This window comes from Rhizobium azibense, from assembly GCF_004342325.1.
GTDB classification, from domain to species: domain Bacteria; phylum Pseudomonadota; class Alphaproteobacteria; order Rhizobiales; family Rhizobiaceae; genus Rhizobium; species Rhizobium etli_B.
This window is the reverse complement of record NZ_SMBJ01000008.1, coordinates 252,770-264,741: the sequence shown is the minus strand read 5'-3', so window position 1 is coordinate 264,741 and position 11,972 is coordinate 252,770. Positions and strand designations below refer to the sequence as shown.

Genomic DNA, 11,972 nt, shown 5'->3' with positions numbered 1-11,972 from the left:
TTACTCCTCGATTTCTAGCTTGGCCTTGACGAGCGCCTGGACGGCCTGCGGATTGGCCTTGCCGCCGGTTGCCTTCATCACCTGGCCGACGAACCATCCGGCAAGCGTCGGCTTTGCCTGAACCTTGGCAACCTGATCCGGGTTGGCGGCGATGATGTCGTCGACGGCCTTTTCGATGGCGCCGGTATCGGTCACCTGCTTCATGCCGCGGGTTTCGACGATCTCAACCGGATCGCCGCCTTCGTTGAGAACGATCTCGAAGAGGTCCTTGGCAATCTTGCCGGAGATGGTTTCGGCCTTGATGAGATCGATGATCGCGCCCAGCTGGCCCGGTGAAACCGGCGTCTCCTCGATGTCCTTGCCGGTCCTGTTCAAGGCGCCGAGCAGGTCGTTGATCACCCAGTTTGCAGCCGTCTTGCCGTCGCGGCCTTCGGCCACGGCCTCGAAGTAATCGGCTATCGCCTTTTCGGAGACCAGCACCGAAGCATCGTAGACCGAAAGGCCGAGTTCGCGCACAAAGCGCTCCTTCTTGTCGTCCGGCAGCTCCGGCAGGTGGGCTTCAAGATCCTTGATGAAGCTCTCGTCGAATTCGAGCGGTAGCAGGTCCGGGTCGGGGAAGTAGCGATAATCATGTGCTTCTTCCTTGGAACGCATGGAGCGCGTTTCACCCTTGTTCGCGTCGAAAAGGCGAGTTTCCTGATCGATCGTACCGCCGTCCTCCAGGATGCCGATCTGGCGGCGGGCTTCATATTCGATCGCCTGGCCGATGAAGCGGATGGAGTTGACATTCTTGATCTCGCAGCGCGTGCCGAAGGGCTCGCCGGGGCGGCGGACGGAGACGTTGACGTCGGCGCGCATCGAGCCCTCGTCCATATTGCCGTCACAGGTCCCGAGATACCGCACGATCGAGCGCAGCTTTGTCATGTATGCCTTCGCCTCGTCCGACGAGCGCATATCGGGCTTCGAGACGATTTCCATGAGCGCGACGCCGGAACGGTTGAGGTCGACATATGACATCGTCGCATGCTGGTCGTGCATCGACTTGCCGGCATCCTGTTCCAGATGCAGGCGCTCGATGCCGATCTCGATATCCTCGAACTGGCCCTGGCGGTCAGGACCAAGCGAAATGACGATCGTGCCCTCGCCGACGATCGGATCCTTGTACTGCGAGATCTGATAGCCCTGCGGCAGGTCGGGATAGAAATAGTTCTTGCGGTCGAAGACCGAACGCTTGTTGATCTGAGCCTTCAGACCAAGGCCGGTGCGCACCGCCTGCTTGACGCATTCCTCGTTTATGACCGGCAGCATGCCGGGCATGGCAGCATCGACCAGCGAGACGTTCGAATTCTGCGGCTTGCCGAATTGCGTCGAGGCGCCCGAGAAGAGCTTCGCATTCGACAGCACCTGCGCATGGACTTCCATGCCGATGATGACTTCCCAATCGCCGGTGGCGCCGGGAATGAAGCGTTTCGGATCAGGCGTACGAACGTCGACAATGGTCATTTGATGCTCTTTGGAGGCTGTTCTTTTCAACTGGTGAGGTAAAGGAAATGGTCTGCCGGTGCAAGGCTTTCGGCACGTCAAGTCAGAAGCTGGAGCCGGGCCCGTAGGCTCCGTCGCCCCCGGTTTCAAGGTCCTTTGCCAGTCCGAGCGATGGTACGTCGCGGTCGAGCTTCGGATTATAGGCGATCGAAAGCCAGTGGATGGCGTAACCGTGCTTCTGGAAAAAACTGATCGCCTCGGTATTTCCCGAATGCGTCTGCATTGCAGCTTTGGCAAAACCCTGCTCGGCAATGTCCTTTTCGATCGCTTCCAGAAGCGCAGAGCCTAGGCCCTGGCAAGTATAGGCCGGATCGATCCAGAAATCGGATATCGTCTCGTCCAGGTGTTCGCGCGCCGCCCAGCCGGCAACCAAACCGTTGAGCTCGATCACGGTGATCGTCAGCCACGTGCCTTGCGTAAAATTGACGAAGGCACTGCGCGCCGCATCCAGCAGCGCGTCCGACTCGCCCATTGCCCTCATCGCCTTTTGCCAGGCTCTGAGGCCGATCTCACTCAAAAGGTCCGCTTCGCCCTCGCGAGCATTGCGAATGTGGATCAATGGCACCTCCGCTCTACACTTTCACTAGAGCACCGAATCGGCGGTTTTTCCAATGATTTGCTCGCTCGCGCAATCGTTACCAGCCGGTTTTCAACCCCCCCGGCGCCTGCTTGACCTCCTGTTCGAGGCGAGCTACCAAATCCTTATGTTGAGCCATTCTCAGACCCGGTAAGGGCCCTGCCTGCAAGCCTGCTTGCGTGCATGGGCCAGAAAAAGAACGAAGCCCCGACGCTCGCCCCGAACGCCGGATCGTTTTTTTATGCGCTTTTTCGGCGCCAAGACCGGATCAACATTCAAATGGATATTTCCCGCACGGAGCAACGCATCCTGCACCTATTGGCCCAGGGCGGCCGCATCGAAATCACACGCGACGAAAAGAAAAGGATCGAAAAGCTGCAGCTCTATACCCGCGAAGGCTGGGTATTTTCAGGCCTTGACCTGATCACCTTCCGCAAACTCAAACAGAAGAAGGCGATCAAATCTTCGAGCGGTAAACCCTACCGCATCACGGAGCGGGGCTTGGTGCTGGTAAGAGCCGAGCAGAACAATCGATAGTTTTTCACATCGCCCTGGCCGCGCGTTCTGATCGGCGCGCGCCCCTCCGCGATGTCAGAGATGCGCCGAAAGCTCGGCCTTCATCGCCGACCACTCTTCAGCCACGGTACCGGCTGGGCGCCTCTTACCCGCCCGGCGGTACCAGTAATCGGCATTCCAGTCGTCGCCTTCGATGCGATGGCAAAGGGCATGACCCCAGTCGAAGGGCCATTCCCCCTCGTGGGCCTGGCAGATTTCGTGCACGGCCCGCCATTCGCCGCCCATGTGGAAATCGCCGCCTGCGAGACGATCGAATGCCTGGATCAACGGCGCGAGATCTGTCTTGTCCATGAAGCCCTCCGGCACCGCTATTGACAACTGAGCACCGGTTCAAGATGCATCTTATCGAGAACGGTACCAAGGCTCAAATCCAGTTGAGCGCCCCGCCACTTGAAAGCCCGACCGCTCCTAACGGATCGCGGCGCGGGGCTCATCTTCGCCGCCAAATTCCATGCAGCGAATGTGCCGTCATCTTGCAGATGACGAACCGTTACCACCACTTCGCCGGCGCGAACTTGCCGGCGGCCTGTTCGATGACATGCGCAGTCTTGAAGAGGGTCTCTTCGTCGAAGGGCCTGCCGATGAGTTGGAGGCCGAGCGGCAGGCCTTTGTGATCGAGGCCGGCGGGCACGGCGATGCCCGGGAGACCCGCCATGTTGACCGTCACGGTGAAGATATCGTTCAAGTACATCTTGACCGGGTCTGAGGCGAGGTTCTCGTCGGCAATGCCGAAGGCCGAAGACGGGGTGGCGGGCGTCAGAATGGCATCGACGCCGGCGTCGAAGGCGAACTCGAAATCGCGCTTGATCAGCGTGCGGACCTTCTGGGCACGCAGGTAATAGGCGTCGTAGTAGCCGGCCGACAGCACGTAGGTGCCGATCATGATGCGGCGCTTGACTTCCTTGCCGAAGCCCGCGGCACGGGTCTTCTCGTACATGTCGACGATATCCTTGCCGTCGACGCGCAAGCCGTAGCGCACGCCGTCGTAGCGGGCAAGATTCGAGGAGGCTTCGGCCGGAGCAACGATGTAATAGGCCGGCAGCGCGTATTTGGTATGCGGCAGCGAGATGGTGACGATCTCGGCGCCGGCGTCCTTCAGCCAGGCGATGCCCTGCTGCCAAAGCGTCTCGATTTCTTCCGGCATGCCCTCGACGCGGTATTCGTTCGGAATGCCGATCTTCATGCCCTTCAGCGACTTGCCGAGCGAGGCTTCGTAGTCCGGCACCGGCAGGTCGACGGAGGTCGTATCCTGGGCATCGACACTTGCCATCGACTTCAAGAGGATCGCGGCATCGCGCACGTCGCGGGAAATCGGGCCGGCCTGATCGAGCGAGGACGCGAAGGCGACCGTGCCCCAGCGCGAGCAGCGGCCATAGGTCGGCTTGATGCCGACGGTGCCGGTGAAGGCGGCCGGCTGGCGTATCGAACCGCCGGTATCGGTGGCAGTGGCGCCGGCGCAAAGATGGGCCGCAACCGCCGCCGCCGAGCCGCCTGAAGAGCCGCCCGGAACGAGCTGCTGGTTGGAGCCCTTCGCGCGCCATGGATTGATGACCGGGCCGTAGTGCGAGGTTTCGTTGGAGGAGCCCATGGCGAACTCGTCCATGTTCAGCTTGCCGAGCATGACGGCGCCGTCGTTCCAAAGGTTCTGGGTGACGGTCGATTCGTAGCGCGGCTCGAAGCCGTCGAGGATGTGGCTGCAGGCCTGGGTGTGGACGCCAACTGTCGCAAAGAGGTCCTTGATGCCGAGGGGGATACCCTCGAGATCGCCGGCCCGGCCTGCGGCGATGCGCTCGTCGGAGTTCTTCGCCATGACCCGGGCGAGATCGGGCGTGACTTTGATATAGGCATTCAGCCGGTCATTGGCCGCATCGATAGCCGAGATGTAGGCTTCCGTCAGTTCGGTCGCGGTGATTTCCTTAGCGCGCAGCTTCTCGCGGGATTCGGCAATGGTCAGGCTGGTGAGTTCGCTCATCGTGTTCGCTCGGATTTTTGAATGCAACGGGGTCGGAAAAAGCGATCGCTTATTCGACGACTTTCGGCACCAGGAAGAAATTGTGGTCGCTGACCGGCGCATTGGCGACGATGTCCTCGGCCTTGCTGCCGTCGGTGACCTCGTCCTTCCGCTTTTTCATCGCCATCGGCGTGACGGAGGTCATCGGCTCGATGCCTTCGACATTCACCTCGGAAAGCTGCTCGACGAAACCGAGGATGCCATTCAGCTCGTCGACCATGCGATTTGCCTCTTCTTCTGAAACGGCAATGCGGGCAAGGTGCGCAACGCGCTTAACGGTGGCAAGATCGACGGACATGGCATTCTCCGAATGGGAAATTTCCCACCCGCTATAAAGGCCCTGTCCGCCCAGTGCAACGGCGTTTTGCTTAGATGGACAGCGTCTCGCCAAGCTTCGGCGTCCTGACCTGCGTCTTCGAGCCTTCCATGCCGGCGACGAATTTTTCCGGCGTCTGGTCGATGATCGGGAAGGTGGCGTAGTGGCAGGGGATTGCCGTCTTGAAGTTGAAGTAACGCCGGCAGGAGAGCGCTGCAACGGCGCCGCCCATGGTGAAGCGGTCACCGATCGGCACGATGCCGACATCCGGCTGGTGCAGCTCGTTGAGGAGTGCCATGTCGGAGAAGATGTCGGTATCGCCCATATGGAGCAGGCTCGCCTCGTCGTCGAAATGCAGCATCAGGCCATTGGGGTTGCCGAGCGAATGGGAAACGCCGTCCTCGGTGATCTGGGCGGAGGAGTGCAGCGCATTGGTGAAGGTGGCGGTGAAACTTCCAAGCGAAACCGTGCCGCCCGTGTTGCCCATCTCGATCCTCTCGACGCCCTTGGAGCCGAGCCAGGCGGCCAGATCTGCATTGGCGAGCACAACGGCACCGGTCTCGCTTGCAAGCGAAATGGTATCGCCGACATGGTCGCCATGGCCGTGCGTCAGGAGGATATGTGTGATGCCGCTCGCAACCTGCTTAATGTCCTGACCTGCAAAGGACGGGTTGTGGGTGAGGAACGGGTCGATCAGTATCCTTGCCGCTTTCGTCTCGATGCGGAAGGCGGAATGGCCGAGCCAGGTGATCTTCATGGAATCGCTCCTCAATAGGTGATGCAAAAGCAGAATTGGATGCTAAGGACATATCCGGTATGACCGCAAAGAAAAGCGGCCAGCGCTTCAATTTCTTTTGACGGGACGAACGACGATGACGGTGCTGACGATCGAGGAACTGGCGGCTGTCTTGCGGTCCGGACAGGCGATCGCCGGGCTTGACCTCGGCACAAAGACGATTGGCCTTGCGATGTCAGATCTCGGGCGGCGCTTTGCTACGCCGCGGCCTGTCATCAAACGGCAGAAGTTCACGATTGACGCCGAATTGCTGCTTGCTTTTGCCGCGAAGGAAAAAGCAGCCGGTTTCGTCATAGGGCTGCCGATGAACATGGATGGCTCGGCCGGTGCGCGCGTTCAGGCGACGAGAGCCTTCGTGCGCAACATGGAGCAAAAGACGAACCTGCCCTTTGTCTACTGGGACGAGCGGCTTTCGACGGTCGCAGCGCAACGGGCGCTGATCGAGATGGATGTGTCGCGTGCCAAACGTGCCGGGCGGATCGATTCAGCCGCCGCCAGCTTCATCCTTCAGGGAGCCCTGGACAGGCTCTCGCTGCTCGCCAGATCGGACGATCTGGAGGCCTGACGCGCCCTCCACCATGCAACGAGCTTCCTGCGCTTGCGAAAACCAATGATTGCGAAGACGACAAGGCTGTCGACAGCGATCGCGCGGGCGACAAGCGGCGGGATGGTTTCCGGCGGTACGCCGAGCGCATTGCCGTAAATCTGGAAGGTCAGGTCATGAACCTGGCGCGTCAGCATGAAAATGCCGAAATTCATGTCGTAGTAAGAAAGCCAGTACCAGCCGCCCAAAAAGGCGATCGGTCCCAGCCAGAAGACCAGGAACCACCTCATGAGGACTCCCCTTCCTGTCGGCTCAAAGACGCCTCCAGGGTGACTGCCCGTGTCGACAACGCCATGAGGCTCAGAACCAGTGCGGGCACGGCGATATCCATCGCAAGCACCGCGAAAAATATCATCGCGGCAAAGAGCAGAATGGCGTTGGCAGCTTTGGTTCCCATGATTCCGACAACTGAGATTTGAACTGCCGATACCCTGTCCCGTTACCCCGCAGCGTGCAATGTAAACCATTCGTTAAGGTTAACACCCAAGTCGCCGCCTGTGGATGACGCGAAGCCGCGTCAGCCGTAAACGCCGCGAACGATGCGCTTCAACGCGGTTGCGGCTTTTTCCCAATCCTTGGCGGACTTCAGCGCCAGGCCCGCACACTGGCCGCCTGCCGAGGCCGAGAGGACGAGGTGCTGGATCGCGGCAATGAGAATTGCGTTGACGGCGGCGGCATCGACGCCCTTCGGCGGCGAAAGCGAGCCCTTCATGCGCTCCAGCCATTGCGACAGCGCCTTCGAGCGGGATTCGGCAAGCCGCCTCACCTGCTCCGTATTCTCAGATACCTCCCAGGCGACGATGCGGCGCATCAGAGGATCGTCGCGAAGCGCCTCGAGGAAAAGCAACGCCAGGCGCTCCATGAGGTCGCCGTAGGTGAGCAGAAACATGCCGCCGGTATCTTCGGGAATGCGATCCCTGACCCAGGTGCCGAGATCGGAGCCGATCGCTTCGACAAGGCCGTTCAGGCCACCATAATAGCGATAGATCAGCTGCTTGTCGCATCCGGCCCGGCGGGCAACCGCGTTAATGCCGAAATTCTGGAACCCTTCTTCGGACAGCAGCGCCTTGGCCGCCCTGAGGATCGCCTTTTCGGTCGCACCGCGGTCGCGGACGCGCTTTTCGGCTTCGCTTGCAGCCTGCGGAAGAGCTTCAAGAACCGCGGGTTCATTCAACATGTCGGATCGCCCAGCCTGTCACTATGCGGTGAGTAGCGAAGCCTTTGCTTGCCGACAATGGGGCAGCCTCGGAAAGCCTGGGGATATCGTTTGAAATGGACGAATGTGTCACCGGCCCAAAAAAACATATGGGCCCGTTGCGCGGAAGATGCGTCGCATCCGCAGGATCATCGACCCTGCCACCTGGCATTGGAGATCGTCAACGCCTGCTGGTCACTATCCAAGCGCAAGCAAGGGCTGTAGGTGATCTTGCGCTATCCTGCCGGCGGATAGAGCAGATCCACGATGTAGGTCGCGTCGAAGCGGGAATCGAGCATGCCGTATGTCGCGCGCCAGCCGCCTGCGAGGCGGGTTTCGATGAAGGCGTCGGCGATGCGACCGGCGCCGAGGCGGTAGAGCTCGGCAGCAGCCGCGGCGAGCGCAAGCTGTTCGACCAGAAGGCGGGCTGCGCCCTCGTCCCGTTCGCAAAGCGCCATTGCGGCGCGAAGGACGTCAATCGTCTTCTTGCCGGCCGGACCAAGATCGCGGGCAAGGCCGGTGAACACCGTTTCGAACAGATCCTTGCCGCGCGTCAACACGCGCAGCACATCGAGCGCCATCACGTTGCCTGAGCCTTCCCAGATGGCGTTGACCGGGGCTTCACGGTAGTGGCGGGCGATGGGGCGCTCCTCGATGTAGCCGCTTCCGCCGATGCATTCCATCGCCTCATAGATCAGCGCCGGCGCGATCTTGCAGCACCAGTATTTCGCAACCGGCGTCATGACGCGGGCGTAGGCAGCCTCTTCCGCATTGCCGCGGGCCTTGTCGAAAGCATCCGCGAGGCGGAAGGACAGCGCCGTTGCGGCCGCGACGTCGAGCGCCATATCGGCCAGCACGCGGGTCATGATCGGCTGGTTGACGAGCATCTTGCCGAAGACGCTGCGGCCGCGGGTATGGTGGACGGCCTCGGCAAGCGAGGCGCGCATGATGCCCGACGAGGCAAGCGCGCAGTCAAGCCGCGTCAACGTCACCATGTCGAGGATCGTGCGGATGCCTGCATCCGGGCCGCCAAGCAGGAAGCCGAAGGTGTCGCTGAACTCGACTTCGGAGGAGGCGTTCGAGCGGTTGCCGACCTTGTCCTTGAGCCGCTGGAACCGCAGGCCGTTGGCCGAACCGTCTTCCAGCAGACGCGGAACGAGGAAGCAGCCCATGCCTTCCTTCGTCTGCGCCAGCATGATGAAGGCATCGCTCATCGGCGCAGACATGAACCATTTGTGCCCCGACAGTCGGTAAATGCCTTCGCTGACCTTTTCGGCCGTGCTCTTGTTGGAGCGGACGTCGGTGCCGCCCTGCTTCTCGGTCATGCCCATGCCGATTGTCACGGCAGACTTCTGCATGGCGGGCTTGTTAGACGAATCATATTTGCGCGAGAGGATCTTCGGCGCCCAGTCCTTCTGCACGGCAGGCGAAGCCGACAGTGCTGCCACCGAAGCACTCGTCATCGTCAGCGGGCAAAGGTGGCCGGATTCGAGCTGGGCAGTCAGGTAAAAGCGGGCCGCGCGGATCTTGTGCGCCTGATCCTTGGCGTCGGCATCGGCCTGTGGATCCCAGACGGAGGAATGCAAGCCGACGGACATTGAGCGGCGCATCAGTGCATGCCATGCCGGGTGAAACTCGATGACATCCAGACGCTCGCCGCGCGGGCCATGGGTGCGAAGCTGTGGCGTGCCCTGGTTTGCCATGCGCGCCAGCTCCTGCGCCTCCGGCGAGGTCACGTAACGGCCCATGTTTTCCAGATCCTCGCGCGTGCCGCGCGGCAGCGCCGCAGTCAGGTCGACGATCAGCGGATCGGACCGGTAGGCATTGATGCCGGACCAGAGACTAGGCTGGTTCAGCTCGGCGAGTTTTTCTTCAGCGGATGTCATGAGTCGCTTCTATTGCAAGAGGCAGGCAAAGGGAAAGCGGAAGTTCGAGCTTTCCCGCTTCTGCTTTTACGGATTTACGACAAATTGCGTGGGGACGTAAGCCTTTGTCCGCAGCACGTGCTTGCCCCTTACCGCGCCACTCATTATAGAGCGCGTGACACAGCAAGAGGCAGGTTCATGGTCTTCTTTCCCCACCGCCACCTCATCGGCATAAAAGGCCTCACGGAGCAGGATATCACCTACCTGCTCGACAAGGCGGATGAGGCCGTCAAGATCAGCCGGCAGCGCGAGAAGAAGACATCGACCCTTCGCGGCCTGACGCAGATCAACCTCTTCTTCGAAGCATCCACGCGCACGCAAGCCTCCTTCGAACTCGCCGGAAAGCGCCTCGGCGCCGACGTCATGAACATGTCGGTCGGCAATTCCTCGGTGAAAAAGGGCGAAACGCTGATCGATACGGCGATGACGCTGAACGCGATGCGGCCGGACGTGCTGGTGATCCGCCATTCGAGCGCCGGTGCCGCTGCACTCCTGGCGCAAAAAGTCTCCTGCTCGGTGGTCAATGCCGGCGACGGCCAGCACGAGCATCCCACGCAAGCGCTGCTCGACGCGCTGACGATCCGCCGTGCCAAGGGCAGGTTGTCGCGCATCATCGTGGCGATCTGCGGCGACGTGCTCCATTCGCGGGTGGCGCGCTCAAACATCCTGCTTCTGAATGCCATGGGCGCGCGGGTCCGTGTCGTCGCACCAGCGACGCTGCTTCCGGCCGGCATTGCGGAGATGGGTGTCGAGGTCTTCCACTCGATGAAGGAAGGGCTCAAGGACGCCGACGTGGTGATGATGCTGCGCCTCCAGCGCGAGCGGATGTCCGGCGCCTTCGTGCCTTCCGTGCGCGAGTATTTCCATTTCTATGGGCTTGATGCGGAAACCCTCAAAGCTGCCAAGGCCGACGCCCTGGTGATGCATCCGGGACCTATGAACCGTGGGGTGGAAATTTCATCCGAAGTGGCGGATGGACCGCAAAGCGTGATTGCCGAACAGGTGGAAATGGGGGTCGCGGTGCGCATGGCGGTGATGGAGATTTTGCTCGTGTCTCAGAACCGGGGGCCGCGGGCATGACGAACTCGATCGTTCTCAAGAATGTTCGTATCATCGATCCTTCGAAAAATCTCGACGAGATCGGCACGATCATCGTCAAGGACGGCGTGATTGCCGCAGCCGGTAAGGATGCGCAGAACCAGGGGGCGCCGGAAGGTGCCGCGGTTCGCGATTGCAACGGCCTTGTCGCAACCCCGGGTCTGGTCGATGCATGCGTCAATATCGGCGAGCCGGGGGCCGAACATCGCGAGACGATCGCTTCGGCGAGCCGGGCGGCGGCCGCAGGAGGCGTCACCTCGATCATCATGATGCCAGACACCGATCCTGTCATCGACGACATCGCACTGGTCGAATTCGTCAAGAAAACGGCCAGGGACACGGCGCTCGTCAACATCTATCCGGCTGCAGCGATCACCAAGCACCTGGCCGGCGAGGAAATGACCGAGATCGGCTTGCTGATGCAAGCCGGCGCCGTCGCCTTCACAGATGGCCGTTCCAGCGTTCATGACACGCAGGTGCTGCGGCGAGTGATGACCTATGCGCGCGAATTCGGCGCCGTCATCTCCTGCGAGACCCGCGACAAATATCTCGGCGCCACCGGCGTCATGCATGAAGGCTTGCTTGCCAGCTGGCTCGGCCTCGGGGGCATTCCGAAGGAAGCCGAACTCATTCCTCTTGAACGAGACCTTCGCATCGCGCAACTGACCCGCGGCACGTATCACGCAGCGATGATCTCGGTACCGGAGTCGGTCGAGGCGATCGAACTTGCCAAGAGCCGCGGCGCCAAGGTGACCTGCGGCATCTCGATCAACAACCTGACGCTTAACGAAAACGACATCGGCGAGTACCGCACCTTCTTCAAGCTCTATCCGCCGCTGCGTTCCGAAGACGACCGCGTGGCGATGGTGGATGCGCTGGCGAGAGGGGCAATCGACATCATCGTTTCTTCGCATGATCCGCAGGATGTCGATACCAAACGGCTGCCTTTCGGCGAAGCGGCTGATGGTGCAGTGGGTCTTGAGACGATGCTTGCGGCGGGCTTGCGCCTTTACCATAGCGGCCAGGTGAGTCTGATGCGGCTGATCGATGCGATGTCGACGCGCCCTGCGCAGATCTTCGGCCTCGATGCCGGCACGCTGAAGCCCGGTGCCAAAGCCGATATCGCGCTGATCGATCTCGACGAGCCTTGGCTTGTCTCGGAAGACATGCTTCTCTCGCGCTCGAAGAATACGCCTTTCGAGGATGCGCGCTTCAGCGGACGGGCTGTCGCGACCTATGTCGCGGGTAAGCTTGTTTACGGAGTGGAATAAGGCGGGTGTTGCCCCCGCAGGCGTGGTGAAGGTGGCTGGCAGAGGCGTTTGGTCCTTCGCA

General features: G+C 61.0%; 14 protein-coding genes. 4 read left to right on the top strand and 10 right to left on the bottom strand.

Translation table 11 applies throughout. From position 1 onward, the window contains the following. Both gatB and EV130_RS21265 read right to left on the bottom strand, forming a co-directional pair. A complete protein-coding gene (gatB, locus tag EV130_RS21270; protein ID WP_132661262.1) occupies window positions 1–1,503 on the bottom strand; it encodes an Asp-tRNA(Asn)/Glu-tRNA(Gln) amidotransferase subunit GatB in 1,503 nt (500 codons plus the stop codon). Between the two features lie 82 nt (window positions 1,504–1,585). Further along, window positions 1,586–2,101, bottom strand: a complete 516-nt coding sequence (locus EV130_RS21265; RefSeq protein ID WP_074060921.1) for a GNAT family N-acetyltransferase — start codon at window positions 2,099–2,101, stop codon at window positions 1,586–1,588. 297 nt (window positions 2,102–2,398) lie between these two features. Here EV130_RS21265 and EV130_RS21260 point away from each other — a divergent pair, with 297 nt between their 5' ends. Beyond that, the gene (locus EV130_RS21260) at window positions 2,399–2,656 is read left to right on the top strand and encodes a YjhX family toxin (protein ID WP_074063125.1); all 258 of its coding nucleotides are present in this window, start codon (window positions 2,399–2,401) and stop codon (window positions 2,654–2,656) included. A gap of 54 nt (window positions 2,657–2,710) precedes the next feature. On the opposite strand, the gene EV130_RS21255 is transcribed toward EV130_RS21260, so the two are convergent. The 4 genes from EV130_RS21255 to EV130_RS21240 form a co-directional block, all read right to left on the bottom strand. Then, the gene (locus tag EV130_RS21255) at window positions 2,711–2,986 is read right to left on the bottom strand and encodes a hypothetical protein (protein WP_074060920.1); all 276 of its coding nucleotides are present in this window, start codon (window positions 2,984–2,986) and stop codon (window positions 2,711–2,713) included. A gap of 199 nt (window positions 2,987–3,185) precedes the next feature. After that, on the bottom strand, window positions 3,186–4,667 hold the full coding sequence (gene gatA, locus EV130_RS21250) for an Asp-tRNA(Asn)/Glu-tRNA(Gln) amidotransferase subunit GatA (protein WP_074060919.1): 1,482 nt from the start codon (window positions 4,665–4,667) through the stop codon (window positions 3,186–3,188). Window positions 4,668–4,716: 49 nt separating this feature from the next. Continuing rightward, window positions 4,717–5,004 carry an Asp-tRNA(Asn)/Glu-tRNA(Gln) amidotransferase subunit GatC gene (gene gatC, locus EV130_RS21245; protein ID WP_074060918.1) on the bottom strand — a complete coding sequence of 96 codons (288 nt, stop codon included), beginning with the start codon at window positions 5,002–5,004 and terminating at the stop codon, window positions 4,717–4,719. A 70-nt stretch (window positions 5,005–5,074) separates the two neighbouring features. After that, a complete protein-coding gene (locus tag EV130_RS21240) occupies window positions 5,075–5,779 on the bottom strand; it encodes a metal-dependent hydrolase (protein ID WP_074060917.1) in 705 nt (234 codons plus the stop codon). Window positions 5,780–5,894: 115 nt separating this feature from the next. Between EV130_RS21240 and ruvX the strand changes: the two genes are divergently transcribed. Further along, entirely contained in the window at window positions 5,895–6,383 is a 489-nt protein-coding gene (gene ruvX / locus EV130_RS21235) for a Holliday junction resolvase RuvX (protein ID WP_074060916.1), read from the top strand. Here the strand turns inward: ruvX and EV130_RS21230 are convergent. From EV130_RS21230 to EV130_RS21220, 4 genes are all read right to left on the bottom strand, one after another. After that, complete coding sequence (locus EV130_RS21230; protein ID WP_074060915.1) at window positions 6,326–6,652, bottom strand: DUF6105 family protein; 327 nt, start codon at window positions 6,650–6,652, stop codon at window positions 6,326–6,328. The genes ruvX and EV130_RS21230 overlap by 58 nt on opposite strands. Next, window positions 6,649–6,819, bottom strand: a complete 171-nt coding sequence (locus EV130_RS32630) for a transposase (protein WP_074060914.1) — start codon at window positions 6,817–6,819, stop codon at window positions 6,649–6,651. Before EV130_RS32630 ends, EV130_RS21230 begins: the two co-directional genes overlap by 4 nt. A gap of 120 nt (window positions 6,820–6,939) precedes the next feature. After that, window positions 6,940–7,599 (bottom strand): TetR/AcrR family transcriptional regulator, encoded by a 660-nt coding sequence (locus EV130_RS21225; protein WP_074060913.1) that lies wholly within the window; start codon window positions 7,597–7,599, stop codon window positions 6,940–6,942. 254 nt (window positions 7,600–7,853) lie between these two features. After that, a complete protein-coding gene (locus EV130_RS21220) occupies window positions 7,854–9,503 on the bottom strand; it encodes an acyl-CoA dehydrogenase family protein (RefSeq protein WP_074060912.1) in 1,650 nt (549 codons plus the stop codon). A 177-nt stretch (window positions 9,504–9,680) separates the two neighbouring features. Between EV130_RS21220 and EV130_RS21215 the strand changes: the two genes are divergently transcribed. Together EV130_RS21215 and EV130_RS21210 are read left to right on the top strand one after the other, a co-directional pair. Next, on the top strand, window positions 9,681–10,622 hold the full coding sequence (locus EV130_RS21215; protein ID WP_074060911.1) for an aspartate carbamoyltransferase catalytic subunit: 942 nt from the start codon (window positions 9,681–9,683) through the stop codon (window positions 10,620–10,622). After that, window positions 10,619–11,911, top strand: a complete 1,293-nt coding sequence (locus tag EV130_RS21210) for a dihydroorotase (RefSeq protein ID WP_074060910.1) — start codon at window positions 10,619–10,621, stop codon at window positions 11,909–11,911. The genes EV130_RS21215 and EV130_RS21210 overlap by 4 nt, the downstream gene beginning before the upstream one ends. Window positions 11,912–11,972 lie beyond the last annotated feature (61 nt).

Excerpts from the sequence above, each read along its gene's own strand:
- EV130_RS21240 (WP_074060917.1), bottom strand. The coding sequence starts at position 5,779 with ATGAAGATCACCTGGCTCGGCCATTCCGCCTTCCGCATCGAGACGAAA.
- EV130_RS21215 (WP_074060911.1), top strand. The coding sequence starts at position 9,681 with ATGGTCTTCTTTCCCCACCGCCACCTCATCGGCATAAAAGGCCTCACG.
- EV130_RS21225 (WP_074060913.1), bottom strand. The coding sequence starts at position 7,599 with ATGTTGAATGAACCCGCGGTTCTTGAAGCTCTTCCGCAGGCTGCAAGC.
- gatB (WP_132661262.1), bottom strand. The coding sequence starts at position 1,503 with ATGACCATTGTCGACGTTCGTACGCCTGATCCGAAACGCTTCATTCCC.
- EV130_RS21230 (WP_074060915.1), bottom strand. The coding sequence starts at position 6,652 with ATGAGGTGGTTCCTGGTCTTCTGGCTGGGACCGATCGCCTTTTTGGGC.
- ruvX (WP_074060916.1), top strand. The coding sequence starts at position 5,895 with ATGACGGTGCTGACGATCGAGGAACTGGCGGCTGTCTTGCGGTCCGGA.
- gatC (WP_074060918.1), bottom strand. The coding sequence starts at position 5,004 with ATGTCCGTCGATCTTGCCACCGTTAAGCGCGTTGCGCACCTTGCCCGC.
- EV130_RS21220 (WP_074060912.1), bottom strand. The coding sequence starts at position 9,503 with ATGACATCCGCTGAAGAAAAACTCGCCGAGCTGAACCAGCCTAGTCTC.
- EV130_RS21255 (WP_074060920.1), bottom strand. The coding sequence starts at position 2,986 with ATGGACAAGACAGATCTCGCGCCGTTGATCCAGGCATTCGATCGTCTC.
- EV130_RS21210 (WP_074060910.1), top strand. The coding sequence starts at position 10,619 with ATGACGAACTCGATCGTTCTCAAGAATGTTCGTATCATCGATCCTTCG.
- EV130_RS32630 (WP_074060914.1), bottom strand. The coding sequence starts at position 6,819 with ATGGGAACCAAAGCTGCCAACGCCATTCTGCTCTTTGCCGCGATGATA.
- EV130_RS21260 (WP_074063125.1), top strand. The coding sequence starts at position 2,399 with ATGGATATTTCCCGCACGGAGCAACGCATCCTGCACCTATTGGCCCAG.
- gatA (WP_074060919.1), bottom strand. The coding sequence starts at position 4,667 with ATGAGCGAACTCACCAGCCTGACCATTGCCGAATCCCGCGAGAAGCTG.